Source organism: Oscillibacter sp. CU971, assembly GCF_905219725.1.
Lineage (GTDB): Bacteria > Bacillota > Clostridia > Oscillospirales > Oscillospiraceae > Oscillibacter.
This window is the reverse complement of record NZ_CAJMXG010000049.1, coordinates 1-15910: the sequence shown is the minus strand read 5'-3', so window position 1 is coordinate 15910 and position 15910 is coordinate 1. Positions and strand designations below refer to the sequence as shown.

General features: G+C 62.7%; 17 protein-coding genes and 1 pseudogene. 11 read left to right on the top strand and 7 right to left on the bottom strand.

What is annotated here, in order from left to right; all coding sequences use genetic code 11:
* Positions 1-342: 342 nt before the first annotated feature.
* The 3 genes from JX325_RS05560 to JX325_RS05550 all read right to left on the bottom strand — a co-directional run bounded on the left by JX325_RS05560 (position 343) and on the right by JX325_RS05550 (position 3376).
* On the bottom strand, positions 343-726 hold the full coding sequence (locus JX325_RS05560; RefSeq protein ID WP_204790169.1) for a DUF2500 domain-containing protein: 384 nt from the start codon (positions 724-726) through the stop codon (positions 343-345).
* A gap of 351 nt (positions 727-1077) precedes the next feature.
* On the bottom strand, positions 1078-2610 hold the full coding sequence (locus tag JX325_RS05555) for a sodium/proline symporter (protein ID WP_204790168.1): 1533 nt from the start codon (positions 2608-2610) through the stop codon (positions 1078-1080).
* Positions 2611-2791: 181 nt separating this feature from the next.
* The gene (locus tag JX325_RS05550) at positions 2792-3376 is read right to left on the bottom strand and encodes a TetR/AcrR family transcriptional regulator (protein WP_204790167.1); all 585 of its coding nucleotides are present in this window, start codon (positions 3374-3376) and stop codon (positions 2792-2794) included.
* A 426-nt stretch (positions 3377-3802) separates the two neighbouring features.
* Here JX325_RS05550 and dapF point away from each other — a divergent pair, with 426 nt between their 5' ends.
* Together dapF and JX325_RS05540 are read left to right on the top strand one after the other, a co-directional pair.
* Complete coding sequence (gene dapF, locus JX325_RS05545) at positions 3803-4657, top strand: diaminopimelate epimerase (RefSeq protein WP_204790166.1); 855 nt, start codon at positions 3803-3805, stop codon at positions 4655-4657.
* Between the two features lie 15 nt (positions 4658-4672).
* On the top strand, positions 4673-5947 hold the full coding sequence (locus JX325_RS05540) for a dicarboxylate/amino acid:cation symporter (protein WP_204790165.1): 1275 nt from the start codon (positions 4673-4675) through the stop codon (positions 5945-5947).
* A 59-nt stretch (positions 5948-6006) separates the two neighbouring features.
* Here the strand turns inward: JX325_RS05540 and JX325_RS05535 are convergent, their stop codons facing one another.
* Positions 6007-6558, bottom strand: coding sequence for a flavodoxin family protein (locus tag JX325_RS05535; RefSeq protein ID WP_204790164.1), 552 nt, complete (start codon positions 6556-6558; stop codon positions 6007-6009).
* A 102-nt stretch (positions 6559-6660) separates the two neighbouring features.
* Here JX325_RS05535 and JX325_RS05530 point away from each other — a divergent pair, with 102 nt between their 5' ends.
* Entirely contained in the window at positions 6661-7005 is a 345-nt protein-coding gene (locus JX325_RS05530) for a helix-turn-helix domain-containing protein (protein WP_204790163.1), read from the top strand.
* Positions 7006-7130: 125 nt separating this feature from the next.
* On the opposite strand, the pseudogene JX325_RS05525 reads toward JX325_RS05530, so the two are convergent.
* Together JX325_RS05525 and JX325_RS05520 are read right to left on the bottom strand one after the other, a co-directional pair.
* Positions 7131-8042: pseudogene (locus JX325_RS05525) on the bottom strand (aldo/keto reductase); the annotation flags it as partial.
* Between the two features lie 122 nt (positions 8043-8164).
* The gene (locus JX325_RS05520) at positions 8165-9175 is read right to left on the bottom strand and encodes an ATP-dependent 6-phosphofructokinase (RefSeq protein ID WP_204790162.1); all 1011 of its coding nucleotides are present in this window, start codon (positions 9173-9175) and stop codon (positions 8165-8167) included.
* A 256-nt stretch (positions 9176-9431) separates the two neighbouring features.
* Here JX325_RS05520 and JX325_RS05515 point away from each other — a divergent pair, with 256 nt between their 5' ends.
* From JX325_RS05515 to JX325_RS05505, 3 genes are all read left to right on the top strand, one after another.
* Entirely contained in the window at positions 9432-10334 is a 903-nt protein-coding gene (locus JX325_RS05515; protein ID WP_204790161.1) for a hypothetical protein, read from the top strand.
* Positions 10331-10687 (top strand): winged helix-turn-helix domain-containing protein, encoded by a 357-nt coding sequence (locus JX325_RS05510; RefSeq protein WP_204790160.1) that lies wholly within the window; start codon positions 10331-10333, stop codon positions 10685-10687. Before JX325_RS05515 ends, JX325_RS05510 begins: the two co-directional genes overlap by 4 nt.
* Positions 10688-10738: 51 nt before the next feature.
* Positions 10739-11011 (top strand): hypothetical protein, encoded by a 273-nt coding sequence (locus JX325_RS05505; protein WP_204790159.1) that lies wholly within the window; start codon positions 10739-10741, stop codon positions 11009-11011.
* A 38-nt stretch (positions 11012-11049) separates the two neighbouring features.
* On the opposite strand, the gene JX325_RS05500 is transcribed toward JX325_RS05505, so the two are convergent.
* Entirely contained in the window at positions 11050-13491 is a 2442-nt protein-coding gene (locus JX325_RS05500) for an ATP-dependent helicase (RefSeq protein WP_204790158.1), read from the bottom strand.
* Positions 13492-13731: 240 nt separating this feature from the next.
* Between JX325_RS05500 and rpmH the strand changes: the two genes are divergently transcribed.
* The 5 genes from rpmH to JX325_RS05475 all read left to right on the top strand — a co-directional run.
* On the top strand, positions 13732-13872 hold the full coding sequence (gene rpmH / locus JX325_RS05495) for a 50S ribosomal protein L34 (protein WP_021751147.1): 141 nt from the start codon (positions 13732-13734) through the stop codon (positions 13870-13872).
* A gap of 101 nt (positions 13873-13973) precedes the next feature.
* Positions 13974-14318, top strand: a complete 345-nt coding sequence (gene rnpA, locus JX325_RS05490; protein WP_204790157.1) for a ribonuclease P protein component — start codon at positions 13974-13976, stop codon at positions 14316-14318.
* Positions 14315-14524, top strand: a complete 210-nt coding sequence (gene yidD / locus JX325_RS05485) for a membrane protein insertion efficiency factor YidD (RefSeq protein WP_204790156.1) — start codon at positions 14315-14317, stop codon at positions 14522-14524. The genes rnpA and yidD overlap by 4 nt, the downstream gene beginning before the upstream one ends.
* 33 nt (positions 14525-14557) lie before the next feature.
* Positions 14558-15718: a YidC/Oxa1 family membrane protein insertase gene (locus JX325_RS05480; protein WP_204790155.1), complete on the top strand. Its 1161-nt coding sequence runs from the start codon at positions 14558-14560 to the stop codon at positions 15716-15718.
* 14 nt (positions 15719-15732) lie between these two features.
* Positions 15733-15910, top strand: a 178-nt coding sequence (locus tag JX325_RS05475) for a Jag N-terminal domain-containing protein (protein WP_204790170.1), incomplete at its 3' end; no start/stop codon positions are given.

The following is a 15910-nucleotide window of genomic DNA, read 5'->3' as shown; positions in this document are numbered from 1 at the left end:
CCCCCCATTTTCTCTTTTTCTTCCAGAAGAAAAAGAGAAAACGGGCCGTGCACGGTCCAAAAGAGAAAAAGAAGTAACGCCCTGCGGGGGACGGGGGACGAGGGGACGCGCAGGAGGTACTTCCTCCGGGTACGCAAGTCTCCAGCCCGCGGCGTAGCCTTAGCGGGGGTTTTGGTGGTTGTCGAAAGGCCCGTTCTTCTCTTTCCGCTGCCGCTAATCTGGTGGTAGGGGGTGGATGTCCGCCTTTTTTCGGGACTGCCTTTCTATCGATAGACCACCCTGTGGGGCCTGACCCCCTGGTCAGGCCATTCCCTCAGGGATTTCCATTTTCCCGGCAGAACCTTAACTCCGCTCAAACCCCAAATACCGGGTCCCCTGGAAGGTCAGGCTTCCCTGGTCCCCCTCTGCCAGCATGCCATACTCGGCCCCGCTGACGCTGAACTCCATCCGGTCCCCGCTCTCCACCTGGAAGGTGGCGTAATAGGCGGTACTGGTATGACTCATGCTGTCCTGGTGATGGTGGTGGGAAACCTGCGTCCGCTTGGTTACAACCTGGGCGGATACCGTCAGCCGGGGGGAGGCGTTGTTTTTGCTCCAGGTCCCGATTCCCCTGACCACAGTCAGGATTATTCCACCCACGACAAGCACGAATATCACCGTGATGAAAATCGGGACAATCGTAAACATCATGCTGGCAAAACCACCCATTCCAAACCCTGCGCTCATGGCCTCTCTCCTTTCTCAAACAACAAAAACGCCCCCAGCCAAACCGGCCAGGGGCGTGGGNCCACGCGGTACCACCCTGTTCANCCGCTTACGCGCGGCCCTTGGAGCCCGGTAACGGGGGNGAACCGCCCCGCCCTACTTATCGGGCGGGAGACTCCGGGACCAGTCATGCACAGGGGCTCCCCCGCCGGCTTGCACCATCCGCCGGCTCTCTGAGGGNGGGACATCCCCGTCTTTTTTCCCTTCATCGTCGTTCAACAGGCCCTATTGTACGGGGGGAACCGGGTTTTGTCAAGGGGAAAATCCAAAAAGCCGCCCGGGACCGTGCCCCGGGCGGCTTTCACGCCGGAATTACTTCTCCCTCACTTCGTCGAAGAGCTTTTCGATGCCCGCGTCCGGGGCCGGGGTCAGGAGGCTCACAATCACGATGGCCGCCAGGCCCACCACGAAGGCGGGAAGCAGCTCGTAGATGTCCAGCGCGCCACCCATGGGGCGCACCAGGAACTTCCACACGAAGATCATCACGCCTCCGGNAACCAGGCCCGCCATGATGCCAAAGCGGTTGCTCCGCTTCCAATAGAGGGCGCAGAGGATGGCGGGGCCGAAGGCCGCGCCGAAGNCCGCCCAGGCGAAGGACACGATCTGGAACACGTTGCTGTCCGGGTCCGAGGCCAGGAAGAGGGNGATGGCGGCGATGACCACCACCGTCAGCCGGGCAATCAGCATGGTCTGCTTCTCCGTCAGCTTCACGCCGAAGACCTCCTGGACGATGTTCTCCGAGAAGGCGGAGGAGGCCGCCAGCAGCTGGCTGTCCGCCGTGGACATGGTGGCGNCCAGGATGCCCGCCAGGATGCAGCCCGCCACGATGGCAGGGAAGATGCCGTAAGTGGACAGCAGGTCGGAAAGCTTGACGATGATGGTCTCCGTGGCGCTGCCCTCCAGGAAGGGAACCCGGCCCGCGGCGGAGACGGCGTGGCCCACGATGCCGATGAACACCGCCACGCCCATGGAAATCACCACCCAGGTCCCGGCGATGCGGCGGGAGAGGGTCAGCTCGTTTTCATCCCGGATGGCCATAAAGCGGACCAAAATGTGGGGCATGCCGAAGNAGCCCAGGCCCCAGGCCATCATGGAGACGATGCGGATGAAGCCGTAANNCTCTGCCGCGCCGCTGGCGGCGTTATAAGTCTCCGTGAAGCTGAAGAAGCCGGGGAGGGTCTGGGCGTGGGCAATGACCGCGTCCATGCCGCCCGCCTGGACCACGCCGAACACCACAATGACGGCCAGGGCGCAGGTCATGATGACGGACTGGATCAGGTCCATGGTGGCCACGGCGTTAAAGCCCCCGATGGAGGTATAGCTGATAATGACGATGGCCCCGATGATCACCGCCGCCCTGTAGTCCCAGCCAAANAAGCTGTTGAANAGCTTGCCGATGGCGGCAAGGCCGGAGGCCACATAAGGCACGAAGAAAATCAGAATAATCAGGGCGGAGATGCACATGATAACGGGCTTTTTCTCCCCATAGNGCTTGGAGACGAAGCTGGGGATGGTGATGGCGTCCAGCTTCACGCTGTAGCGGCGGAGCTTTTTGGCAACCAGCAGGAAGTTCAGGTAGGTGCCAACAGCCAGGCCGATGGCGGTCCAGCTGGCGTCCGCCACGCCGGAGAGGTACGCAAGGCCCGGAATGCCCATGAGCAGATAACTGCTCATGTCGGAGGCCTCGGCGCTCATGGCGGTGACCAGGGGGCCGATGCCCCGGCCGCCCAGGTAGAAGCCCTCGGCGCTTTTCTTGGAGCGGCGGCCAATCATCACCCCGGTGAAGATGACGAAGCAGAGGTACAGAATAATCGTACCCATGATGCAGATTTGTGCGGTAGACATGAAATCTCTCTCCTTTTCCGTTCAGTGGGTGCTATCATAGCATACTTTTCACTAGAATGAAAGACAGAACGAGGTATAGAATGCAGTCTACACCTCGTTCTGTGGCCTTTCTACAAAATGGCGGAACAGCAGGCCTTTTCAGCCGTACTGTTTTTAGGAAAAATATTCGACATATGCAGATTCAGCCCCGCCAGCTCTCCAGGAACGTGGGGGTCATGGCGTCCGTATAGGCCACCAGGGAGTACTCCCCGCCGCAGAGGCACCAGTCATACAGCAGCGCCCGCTCCCAGAGGGCGTAGGCCTTCACGATTTCGTTCACGGTCCGGTCCGCCCGCAGCTGGCCCGCCCGCTGGCCCTCGGCGATGATGCTCCGCAGGAGCTTGAAATAGGTCCGGTTCCGGTCCAGCAGGTGCTTTTCCCCCCGGGTGAGGAGCTGGGTGGAGAGAAGCCGGGCCAGCAGGTCCAGGGAGATGCCCCCGTCAATCATGGCGAAGAGCTCGTGGTTCAGGAATACCAGCTTCTCGATGGCGTCCTGCTCCGGCGAGAGGGCGGGGCGCAGCGCCTCATACTTCTCGTCGAAGACGTTGGAGAGGGTGCCGAGCAAAGCGTCCTTGCCGTCGAAGTAATGGTAAAAGGAGCCCTTAGAGGTCTCGGACTCAAAGACGATGTCCTCGATGGTGGTGTCCTCATAGCCCTGCTCGTAAAAGAGCTTCCAGGCGGCGGCGATGATGCGGCCCTTGGTGTTCCGGGCGTTCTTACGGGGCATGGCGGGGCCTCCTTTCCGGGATTTATGGTTGACAGCCCGGGAAGGGGCTGGTATAATCAAGGCAAGAGNGGCAACCTGAGCACACAGGTCCGGCTCTTCCTCACAAGATTTAAAATCTGTAGAAATGCCGGTTTCCTATGCGGGGGGCCGGTTATTTCTTTTTCGNTANGTTAATAACGCCAAAGATCANAACGGCTAGCAGGTTCAGCAACGCCAGAGTTTCCAGAACCGTCACGCTGTCACCTCCTATGTACGGAGGCCAAGCCGTTCCCCTCCCGCCTGATATGGATATAGCACATTTTAGCGGGCGTGTCAACGGCGGGGGCCAATGGATCCCGCACTTTTTGCAAGGTTTCCAGCACGTTCTNNGGTGTTCATTTGCGGAGAGTGCGATTATAATGAAGAGCAGACAAGGAGGAAGGACCCATGAAATTCTGGAAGATGAACGGGGCCGGAAACGACTTTATCATCCTCAACAACCTGGAAGAGCACCTGCCCCTGGAGGCCATTCCCCAAATCGCCCGGACGCTGTGCCGCAGGCGCATGTCCATCGGGGCCGACGGGCTGATGGTGGTGGAGGCGGCGGACCAGGGCGGCGACTTCAAGATGCTGTTCTTCAACTCCGACGGAAGCGTGGGGGAGATGTGCGGCAACGGGGCCCGGTGCATCTGCCGCTACGGCTTTGAAAACGGCCTTGCCAAGGAGGCCCAGGCCGTGGAGACCACCGCCGGAATGGTGTTTGGCCGGAGAATCGACCGCCGGCTCTACCGGGTCCGCCTCAACGACCCCGCCACCATAAAGCTGGACTGCCCGGTGGAGGTGGACGGCGTGCGGTACGCCTGTTCCTACGTGGAGCTGGGGGACCCGGGACTGCCCCACGCGGTGGTCCCGTACCACAACCTGCAAAACGCCGATGAGAACGAGCTTCGGGAGCTGGGCCGGAAAATCCGCTGGAATCCCGCGTTCCCCAAGGGGGCCAATGTGAACTTTTACGAGCTCACCGGGGAGGACCGCTTCTTCGAGCGGACCTTCGAGCGGGGGGTGNAGGACTTTACCTACGCCTGCGGCACGGGCACCGGGTCCGTAGCGGCGGTGNTGGCCCTTCAGGGAAAGGTCAGCGGGCAGCGGGTCCGNGCGGACATGACCGGCGGGACGCTGTATGTGGACGCGGAGCGGGTCCACAGCCAGATTACGGAGCTCTGCCTTACCGGGCCCACCAACGTGGTCTGCATCGGCGAGGTTGCNGNCGAGGATTTGACGTATCNGCCATTGTGTGAGTAAAACAGGAGGGACATTATGGAAAAGAAATCCATCGCGAAAAACTACGCCTTTTTAGCCGTCATGCTGGGGGCCATGATTCTGGGCGCCATTCTGGGCTGGGTCTGGCCCGCCCAGGTGGACGGGGACGGAAGCGTCATATCCGGCACCGGCGCCACGGTCCTCAAGCCCCTTGGCACCGTGTTCATCAACCTGATGTTCTGCGTGGTGGTCCCCATGGTCTTCGCCTCCATCTCCAGCGCCGTGGCGAACATGGAGAGCCGGAAGCGGGCGGGGAAGATCATGGGCGTTACCGTGGGGACCTTCGTGGTCACCGGGGCCATCGCCGCCGTCATTATGTATGTGCTGATGATGGTCTTCCCNCCGGTGCCCGCCNCCTGGACGAACCTGGCCGCAGAGGAGATTGGGGAGTACGCCACCCTGGCGGACATGATTGTGAACTTCTTCACCGCCAGAGATTTCAGCGGCCTTTTGACCCGCCGGGCCATGCTGCCTCTGATTGTGTTCTCCCTGCTCTTCGGCTTTGCCGTGAACCTCAACGGCGGCAGGGAGACCCCCGTGGGGCGGTTCCTGGACGACCTGGCCGGCGTGATGCTGAAATTCGTGAAAATCATCACCTGCTATGCCCCCATCGCTTTCTTCGGCTTCTTCGCCGACCTGGTGGCTACCTACGGCCCCCAGATTACGGAGAACTACGCCCGGGCCCTGGCGGTGTACTATCCCCTGTGCTTTGTCTACATCTTCACCGCCTGGCCCCTCTTCGCCCGGTTCGGCGGCGGCAAGGGCGCCATCGGCGTCATGTTCCGGCACATCACGAAACCCGCCGTGGTGTCTCTGGGCACCTGCTCCTCCGTGGCGACGATTCCCACCAACATGGANGAGGCCGCGGACACCGGCATCCGCAAGGACGTGGCGGACATGGTGCTGCCCCTGGGGGCCACCATGCACATGGACGGGTCCTGCTTNTCCTGCGTGCTGANAATCNCCTTTGTGCTGGGGGTCTTCGGCCAGAAGCTGTCCCTTGGGATGCTGGTTCCCGTGGTGCTGGTGGCGGTGCTCAGCTCCGTGGGCATGAGCGGCGTCCCCGGCGGCGGGTACATCGGCGAGTACATCATCTGCTCCATCTTCTTCCCCGCCCAGATGGAGATTGCCTTCCCCATCCTGGTGGTCATCGGCAACCTGGTGGACCCCCCGGCGACGATGATCAACGCCGCGGGCGACTATGTGACCTGCTTCATCGTCTCCCGGTTTGTGGACGGGAAGGACTGGCTCCAGAAGCAGCTGAAAAAGTAAGCGAAAAAGGTCCCGTGCCAGATAGGGCATGGGACCTTTTTGCGGCTGTATCCGTTTTGTCAGATAGACTTGCCCAGCGACTCCGCCTGCCGAAGCTGTTCGGGATGGCCATGAATCGCCCCCGCCTCAAAATTTCCTCCGGCGTAGACGGCGCCCAGGTCCCGCCAGCCCATGTGAGNCGTCAGANCCTCGTANAGCGCCCGGACGNNGGCGAANTTGNCCTCGTCCTCTCCCTCCGCTGCCATCAGCAGCACGCAGTCCTTTTTCGGNTTGGCATAGTTCGGGTCCAGCTCCGCCACGGCGAAGAGGCGGTCAAAGGCACATTTGAGCTGCCCGGTGATATTCCAATAGTACATGGGAGAGGCAAGGACCACCACGTCCGCCTCCCGGTAGGCAGGGTAAATCTTTTCCATGTCGTCCTTTTGCACGCAGGGGCTGGCGGGGTCCTTCCCGCCGCCGCAGCAGCCGAGGCAGCCGTGGATGTTCATGGCTTGCAGGTCAAAGCGCTCCACATGGTGCCCGGCCGCGCCTTTTTCAAACGCCTCGATCAGCGCCTTGGTATTTCCCTTGGCCCGGGGACTGCCGTTGAGAATTAAAATTTTTTTGCTCATGGGAAAACCTCCAAATCTGTGATATACTTACTCTAGCAGAAAACCCGTTAGAAGAAAAGTACGCACATTAAAGTTAGATACTAACCGAAAGGAGAGCGCCCCGTGCCGCAAGATTCCGCTAAAACCGCCAGCTTTGAGGACACCGGCTTCCACTACACCCTCTCCCTCATCAGCGGCAAGTACAAAATGGTCATCCTCTACTGCCTGATGGAATACGGGGTGGTTCGCTACAATGCCCTCAAGCGCTATATCGGCTCCATCTCTCACAAGACCCTCAGCGCCGCCCTAAAGGAGCTGGAACGGGACGGCCTGATTTTACGGAACGAGTACCCCCAAATCCCGCCCAAGGTAGAATACCGCCTCAGCGATAAAGGCCGTTCCTTGATGCCGGTGCTGGACGGTCTTTGCGTTTGGGGGGAGGAAAACCGCCCCCGCGCCCGTCTGTGAATATGAAAAAAGCCAGGGCGTTTCAACCCCGGCTTTTTCGTTCCGGCGTCGTTGCGGTGTTCCGCGTAGAACGCGTCGTAGTCCTTCAGCATCTCGACCAGCAGGTTCGGCGTGTCCAGCCCGTAGGGGCAGCGGCTCTTGCAGGCACCGCAGTGGACGCAGTTTTCAATCTGGTGCATCTTCTCGTGCCAGGCGTCCGACATGTAGGGCTGATAGGGCGAGCGCCGCAGCAGGGCGGACATCCGGGCCGCCTGGGGAATGTCAATCCCGGCGGCGCAGGGGAGGCAGTAGCCGCAGGAGCGGCCAAAGCTCCCCGCCAGATCCTTCCGGTCCGTCTCGATNACGGCCCGGAGCTCCGGCGTGAGGCGGGGGTTCCGTTCCGTCAGCTCCAGCCACTGGTCCAGCTCCCANTCGTGCTGGATGCCCCAGATGGGCACCACATTGGGGTACTCCTGCATGAAGGCGTAGCAGGCCTCGGCGTTATTCAGAAGGCCGCCGGAGAGGCCCTTCATGGCGATGTAGCCCATGCCCGCCTTGGCGCAGTCCTCCACCAGCCCCAGCTCCTTCTCGGTGGTGAGGTAGCAGAACGGGAATTGCAGCGTCTNGANGNTCCCGGACCGGATAGCCTCCTGGGCGACGGCAAGGCGATGATTCGTAATGCCGATGTGCCGGATATAGCCCTTTTTCTGCATCTCCAAGGCGGCNGCGAANGGGNCGTCGGGGTNGTTTNTATCCGGCAGCTTGGCGGGGTTGTGGAACTGGAAGAGGTTGATGTAGTCCGTCCGCAGGGAGCGGAGGCTCTTTTCAATGTGGCTGAGGACGGTCTTTTTGTCCCCCCCGCCGCTCTTGGTGGAGATCACCACATTCTGCCGCACGCCCTCCAGGGCCTCGCCCAGTTTTTCCTCGCTGTCGGTATACATGTTGGCGGTGTCGAAGTAGTTGATCCCGCCGTCTACGGCCCGGCGGACCAGCTTCACCGCGTCGGCCTTGGGAATCCGCTGGATGGGCAGGGCGCCGAAGGCCGTCTTCGTCACCATCAGTTCCGTCCGCCCCAGTCTGACTTTTTCCATAACTCCTCCTATTTGTCGCGGGGCCAGGGACAAAACGCCCCCGGCCCCAGTCTGTATGTATCTTCCCTGCCGGTTTTTCGCGGGACAGATTAGAAGTCCGGGCCGCAGCTGTTGGTCAGGGCCTCCAGAATCTGATAGCGGTCCATCTGGAAGGGCTTGGTCATGGCCAGGGCCTCCTCCATCTCTATGTCTGTCAGGAGGCCGTTCTGAATGCCGATGATCTGGTTCCCCGTGCCCTCGGCCAGGACCTTCACTGCCTCATAGCCCATGCGGCTGGCGGTCTCCCGGTCCCGGGCGGTGGGGGAGCCGCCCCGCTGAATGTGGCCCAGCACCGTCACCCGGGGGTCGATGCCCAGCTCGTCGTGGATGCGCTGGCTGATTTCGATGGCGCTGCCCGCGCCCTCGGCCACCACCACCATGTAATGGGTGGTCCCCGCCAGGCGGGCCCGGCGGATCTTCTCCACGATGTCCTTTTCAAAGTCCGGCTCCCGCTCGGGGATCAGCACGGCGGTGGCGCCCACGGAGATGCCCACGTACAGGGCCAGGTAGCCCGCGTGGCGGCCCATGACCTCCACCACGGAGCAGCGCTCGTGGGACTGCATGGTGTCCCGGAGCTTATCGATGCACTCGATGGNCGTATTGCANGCGGAGTCAAAGCCGATGGTGTAGTGGGAGCACCCGATGTCGTTGTCAATGGTGGCGGGGATGCCCACCACCCGGAGATCCATGCCGTCCTTGGCGGCCTGGCGGGAGATGGCCAGCGCTCCCCGGAAGGTGCCGTCGCCGCCGATGGCCACAATTCCGTCCAGACCCAGCAGACGGCAGGTGGCCAGGGCCTTGGCCCGGCCCGCTTCCTCCATGAATTCCAGGCTCCGGGCGGTGTAGAGCATGGTGCCGCCCTTGTTAATGATGTGGCTGACGCTGGAGGAGGTCAGGGGCACAAAGTCGCTGGTGATCAGGCCGTTCCAGCCCCGGCGGATGCCAATGCAGCCGATGCCCCGGGCGATGGAGGCCCGGACCACCGCCCGCACCGCCGCNTTCATGCCCNGCGCGTCGCCGCCGCTGGTGAGGACGCCGATTCTCTTTACCTTCTTTTCCATAAGAAAACCCTCCTGACGAATTTCACCNGCAGGGCCCGGTTCGCTCCGGGGCGGCGCTCCGCCGTGGAGCGGGCCGGGCGGCAGCCGATTTTTTCCTGTATACCATGATACCGCCGGGAAAGCGGGATGTCAAGCTGGGTTTGATTTCCAGCCCAGGACGGGGAGGACGGAAAACTGTCACCTTTTTGTTACCACTTTGGCGGGAAAACCTGTTATATTGGGTCTATCAAATCTGGATTGGAAGGAATCGTGGGATATGCGCCGTGTACTGATTTTACTGCTGGCCCTGCTGCTGCTCTCCGCCTGCGCCGCCCCGGCGGAGACGGAGGAGGCCCCGCCGGTCCCGGAAGCCCCGGAGGCCGCCGCGCCGGAGGAGGAAGCCCTGGAGGACCCCGGGGAGGAGACGGAAGGCCACGTCCTTTTGACCCTGGACGCGCCCCTGGCGGACGGGCGGACCTTGCGGCTGGAGGCCTTCGGCCGGCGGGCCGACGAATACAGCTATGGCGTCCGGGAGGTGCGGGTGTACGACGGGGACGCGCTTATCCAGACTGTCCAGGCCCGGGAGGGCATTGTAAGCGAAGGGGTTGAGGACAGCGACTACACCGACTGCTGGAGCACGGAAGACTGCATGGACGAGCTGGACCTGAACTTTGACGGGGATACAGACTTCGGCCTCTTCGCCGGGCGGTGCAACAACATGATCCCCTATTACTATTGGACCTGGGACCGGGAGGCGGGGCAGTATCAATTCGCCTGCATCCTCCAGGGGGCGGAGGCCCATCCGGAAAGCGGGGAAACCACCGCCGAATATAAATCCGGCTCCGCAGGGTCCCAGTGGGTTACGGAGTACTACTGGCCTGACGGGAACGGAAGCCTGTATTTGCACCGGGTGGAACGGCTGGTCCGGGACTTCCAGCCCGATTCCGGCTATCTGGACGTAGAGCGGGAGGGCGCACGGGAAGTCTGGCTCCCCAGGGAGGGAGATTTCCTCCGCCCCCGGCCCGCCGAGTGGAGCATTGAGGCAGACCTGGTCCTGGCCAGCCGGGAGGTCCCGGTCTATGAGGGCAATGGGGATGGCACCGTCTCCTATTTTACCGAGCTTTGGGAGTTCTGGGACGGCGAGCCCCAGCTGGTGGAGCGAAAGGAGTATATCCCATGAATCACAGTCCTGACCTGCGCCTCGCCGTCACCCTCCGCCTTTTGGACGGAGAGGGCCAGCGGCGCTTCGGCCCCGGCGTGGCGGCACTTTTGGAGGAGGTCCGGGAGAAGCGCTCCCTCCGGGCGGCGGCGGGGTCCATGGGTATGGCCTACTCCAAGGCGTGGCGCATCGTCCGCACCGCCGAGGAGGCCCTGGGCCATAAGCTGCTGGATTCCACCATCGGAGGCCGCCACGGCGGCGGCGCGGCGCTGACGGAGGAGGCGGAGGCTTGGCTTGCCGCCTATCAGGCCCTCCGGGAGGAGGTGGACGCCNTTGCCCAAAAGCGGTTCCAGGAGCGCTTCCGGGACCTTTGAGGGGCCCCGCGCATAGGATGGAGTACATCCTATGAATAAGGAGGTCCTCTTATGGAACCTGTCTGCAATGAGTGCGCCCAGGCCGCGGAATGCCGGGAGCCCGTGATTATGAAGGCCCGCATCCTGCGGGTGAACTGCTGCGATCTGCTGGTCTGCGACCTTTGCGGCTGCCAGGAGGTGGTGGTCCATACCAACAACGCCTGCTGCTTCCGCCCGGGCCAGTGCGTCTGCATCGAATACAGCGGCGCGATGACCATGAGCATCCCGCCCCAGATCAGCGCGGAGTGCATCAAGCTTATCCCCTGCGGGGGCTGTACCTGCTAAGCGTCAAAGCGCCGGAGGAAAATCCTCCGGCGCTTCCTTTAGGAATCCAGTTTTTTCAGGTGCTTTGCCGCCGCTTTGAGCATCNGCTTTTTCTGGCCCGCGCCCTCGAAGTCCACCTGGACCAGGGCGTCGCCCCCCATGGGCTGGACGGACAGCACCGTCCCTTTGCCGAAGACGCCGTGCTCAATCCGATCCCCCTTGCTTAGGGCTATGGAGGGGGCCGCCGTCTGGCTGACGGCGGTGCGGCGGGCCTCCTGGTAAGAAGGCCGGGCGGGCCGGGCGTAAACGGGCCGCCCGGCCCCTTCGGAGCCTTCCCCGCCGCCGTAGAAGCCGCTTCCGTAGGAGGAGCCGAAGGTTCCGCCGGGCCGGAGGTCCCGGCCCTCCCAGTTCAGGTTCTCCTCCGGCGCCTCCTCCAAAAAGCGGGAAACCCGGTTGCTGGCCGTCTTGCCGTAGAGCATCCGCTGGCGGGCGTGGGTCAGAGTCAGCCGCTCCTTGGCCNGGGTCATGGCCACGNAGCACAGGCGGCGCTCCTCCTCCAGCTCGTCCTCCTCATACTGGGCGGAGCTGCCGGGGAAGACCCCCTCCTCCATGCCCACCACGTAGACCAGGGGGAACTCCAGGCCCTTGGCGGCGTGGATGGTCATCAGGGTCACGCAGTCGTCGCTTCCCTCCAGGGAATCCAGATCCGTGTACAGGGCGATTTCGTTCAAAAAGCCCGAAAGGGTGGCGTCCTCCGGCTGGCGGTCCAGGAAGCCCAGGATGTTGGACTTCAGCTCCTGGACGTTTTCCAGGCGGCCCCGGCTCTCCATGTCGTTTTTATCCTTCAGGGCCTGGGTATAGCCGGTCTGCTCGCACACCGCGTCGTAAAACTCCGGCAGNGCCAGGCTTCCCCCGGCCTTCCGGAGGCCGTCGATGAGGTCCGCGAACTGAAGCAGCTTCTTCGCCGGGGTTTTCAGCTCCGGGAAGAGGTCCGCGTTGCGGCAGATTTCGTACAGGGACGCCCCCTGCTGCTCCGCCAGCGCCGCCACCTTGTCCATGGTGGTGCCGCCGATGNCCCGGGCGGGNCTGTTGATGATCCGCCGGAGCCGGAGGTCGTCCAGGGGGTTGTTCAAAACGCACAGGTAGGCCAGCATGTCCTTTACCTCCGCCCGGTCGAAGAACTTCATGCCCCCCNCAACCTTGTAGGGCACGCCGCTGCGCTTCATGGCGTATTCCAGGGCGTTGGACTGGGCGTTCATCCGATAGAGCACGGCGGCGTCCCGGAAGCGGGCCCCCCGGCCCACCGCCGAGAGGATGTCCCCCGTCACAAAGGCCGCCTCGTCCTGCTCGTTGAGCACCGTGCGGACGCCGACTTTCTCCCCGCCGCCGTTCTCCGTCCAGAGGGTCTTCCCCTTCCGGCCCGCGTTGTGCCGGATGACGGCGTTGGCCGCGTCCAGGATGTTCTGGGTGGAGCGGTAATTCTGTTCCAGCCGGATGGTCCGGGCGTTGTCATACTGCTTCTCAAAATTCAGGATGTTCTCGATGTTGGCCCCCCGGAAGCGGTAGATGGACTGGTCGTCGTCGCCTACCACGCAGAGGTTCCGGCGCCCCCCCGCCAGAAGGCCGGTGAGGAGATACTGGAGGTGGTTCGTGTCCTGGTACTCGTCCACCAGCACGTAGCGGAATTTCCTCTGGTAGTATTCCAGCACCTCCGGCTCCTGACGGAGCAGGGTNACAGTGTGGAAGATGATGTCGTCGAAGTCCAGGGCGCTGGCGGAGTCCAGCTTTTNCTGGTAGGCGGCGTAGATTTTGGNGATGCGGGCCATGCGCCAGTCGGTTTCGGCGCTGTGCCGCCGGGCGAATTCCTCCGGGCCCAGGTATTGGTCCTTGGCGCTGCTGATGACGGAGAGGACGTTTTTGGGCGGGAAGGCCTTGTCGTCCAGGTTCAGCTCCTTCAAAATGTCCTTCACCACCCGGCGGGAGTCGTCGGTATCGTAGATGGTGAAGTCCTTGGCAAAGCCCAGCCGGTCAATGTCCCGCCGGAGGATGCGGACGCAGGCGGAGTGGAAGGTGGAGGCCCAGACGTCGTTTGCCATGGGGCCCAGGCGGGCGGCCAGGCGGTCCTTCAGCTCCCCGGCGGCCTTGTTGGTGAAGGTGATGGCGATGATCTCCCAGGGCCGGGGCGGGTCCACGGCGCACAGCCGCCGGGCCCGGTCGAAGTCCAGGGGGGAGGGGGCCTCCGGGAAGGCTTCCAGGAAGGCCAGGTCCTCCTCCGACGCGTCCTCCGGGACGAAGTCGGAGTCGCTGCCCCGGCCATAGGTCAGCAGGTTGTAGACCCGCTGGATCAAAACGGTGGTCTTTCCGCTGCCCGCCCCCGCCAGGAGGAGCAGGGGCCCCTCGGTGGCCATGGCGGCCTGGCGCTGGGCGTCGTTCAGCCGCCGGAGGTCCCCGGCGATGACCCGTTTCCGGGCGGATATGTAGCGCTGCTTGAAGTCGTTCATAGCTTGTCCGTTCCTTATCGTTGTACTGACGTTTATTGTAAGGCAGCCGGGCCGGTAAATCAACATAATTTTTTATTGACACCCTTCGCGCCCGTATGGTATACTATCCCATGCGTCAATCGGCGCTTGAGTTTGTCTGCCGCGCCGCNCGTNCCTTATAAGGCCGGGCGGTGTTGGGAAAGCGCCGCCCCGGAGCTGTGAAGCGGGGCGGACGGAATATGGACAGGAGGTGTCTTAAGCATGGCAACGAAACGTACCTATCAGCCCAAGAAGCTCCACGGCCAGAAGGTCCACGGCTTCCGCAAGCGCATGGCCACCGCCAACGGCCGCAAGGTCCTGGCCCGCCGCCGCGCCAAGGGCCGCGCCCGCCTCTCCTATTGAGGAGCAGGAGACACTTGAACACGAGTCCTGACAGGGNCGGNTNNAATTGTTCGNATTCCTCCGTCCCTTGTACTGGTTCTGCGGCCTGGGAGGGATGAACGGTGAAGCCCGCGGTGACGCTGAAAAAAAATCATGAATTCCGCCGGCTGTACCGCAAGGGCGCGTCGGCGGTGGCGGGGAGCATGGTGCTCTACTGCCGGAAAAACCGCCTGGGCCACAACCGCCTGGGCATTACCGTTTCCGTAAAGCTGGGAAACGCCGTGAAGCGCAACCGGGCCCGCCGCCGCCTGCGGGAGGTCTACCGCCTCGCAAGCCCCCGTTTGTCCCAGGGCTGGGANATCATCCTGGTGGCCCGGGGCAGGACGCTGAGCGCCCCGTGGAAGGAGCTGGGGGACACCTTCCTCCGCCTGAGCCGGAAGCTGGGCCTTCTGGAGGACAAGCCGTGAAGCGGGTTTTGATCGCCCTGGTGCGGTTCTACCAGCGGAATATCTCCCCCTGCCGCCCCCGGTGCTGCAACTACATCCCCACCTGCTCCCAGTACGCCGTGGAGGCTTTGGAACGGTACGGGGCCGTGAAGGGGAGCTGGCTCGCGTTCAAGAGAATACTCAGGTGCAACCCCTTTCATAAGGGAGGCTATGACCCTGTGCCCTAGCTTCCCCACTGAACAAAACGAGAGGAACAAATTATGTTTTCAACCATCGGATACTATATCTGTATCCCCTTCGCGTGGCTGGTCCGGCTCTTCTATAACCTGACGGGCTCCTACGGCATGGCCATCATCCTCTTTACGCTGGTCATCAAGCTNATCATGCTGCCCTTCCAGATGAAATCCAAGAAGAGCATGATGCGCATGAGCCGCATGTCCGGCCGGATGCAGGAGATCCAGAAAAAGTACGCCAACAACCAGACCAAACAGGCCGAGGAAATGCAGAAGCTCTNCGCCGAGGNGGGGATCAATCCCATGTCCGGGTGCCTGTGGAGCCTGCTCCCCTTCCCCATCCTGCTGGCCCTGTACTCCATCATCCGCCAGCCCATCAACCACTTCATGATGCTGAGCCAGGACGTGGTGCAGCAGATGGTGGACGCCGTGACCGGCGCCGGGCTGGACGTCGCCAGNATCGTGCAGATGAAGGACGGAGCCGCCATTGTCCGGGATGGGATTACCCAGCTGCTGCCCTACGGGCAGATCAACCTGGTCAAGACCATCGCCTCGGAGCTTCCCGAGGTGGGGCAGTCGGTGCCCGGGTGGATCAACTTAAACTACACCTCCTTCGGGCTGGACATGGCGGCCAACCCCTGGAGCATGGTGACGGGCTTCACCTTCACCTGGGCCGCCATCGGCCTGATCCTCATTCCCATCATCGCCGGCGGCAGCCAGTGGCTCATGACCAAAATCACCATGAAGCACCAGCCCCAGACGGACCCCTCCGCCGCCAGCGCCAACCGCATGATGATGTTCATGCCCCTGTTCTCCGTGTATATCGCCTTCACCATGCCCGCGGCCCTGGGCGTGTACTGGATTGCCCAGAGCGCCTTTGCCGCCGTGCAGGAGTACTTCATGGGCGCATTCTTCAACAAGAGGCTGGAGGAAGAGGNGAACGCCCGCTATGAGGCCCGCCAGGCGGAGCNGAAGCGGAAAATGGAGGAGGCCAAGGTCCTCCAGGAGCAGCAGCGCCAGCAGGCCACCCAGAAGCAGACCCTGAAGGAAAAGCAGAAGGCCGCCCGGGACGCCAAGGCCGCCAAAGCCGCCAAGGCGGACGCCTCCACCACGGAGGCCGGCCGGGTGGGGGACAGGCCCTACGCCAGGGGCCGGGCCTACAAGCCGGACCGCTATGACGAAACGTAAAGGTGGAAGCCGTTATGAGAGACTATATTGATGTCACGGGCAAAAACGAGGACGAGGCCATTTCCAAGGCCCTGGCCCAGCTGAACCTGGACCGGGACGACGTGTCCGTGGAGGTGCTGGAGCGGGCCAAGTCCGGCTTCCTGGGCCTCGGCGCCTGCCCGGCGAAAATCCGCGTGTACTACGGCCCGGAGG

What these genes read in the sequence shown, in the direction of transcription:
- JX325_RS05560 (WP_204790169.1), bottom strand. Translation starts at nt 726, where the DNA reads ATGAGCGCAGGGTTTGGAATGGGTGGTTTTGCCAGCATGATGTTTACG.
- JX325_RS05550 (WP_204790167.1), bottom strand. Translation starts at nt 3,376, where the DNA reads ATGCCCCGTAAGAACGCCCGGAACACCAAGGGCCGCATCATCGCCGCC.
- JX325_RS05515 (WP_204790161.1), top strand. Translation starts at nt 9,432, where the DNA reads ATGCGCCGTGTACTGATTTTACTGCTGGCCCTGCTGCTGCTCTCCGCC.
- JX325_RS05505 (WP_204790159.1), top strand. Translation starts at nt 10,739, where the DNA reads ATGGAACCTGTCTGCAATGAGTGCGCCCAGGCCGCGGAATGCCGGGAG.
- rpmH (WP_021751147.1), top strand. Translation starts at nt 13,732, where the DNA reads ATGGCAACGAAACGTACCTATCAGCCCAAGAAGCTCCACGGCCAGAAG.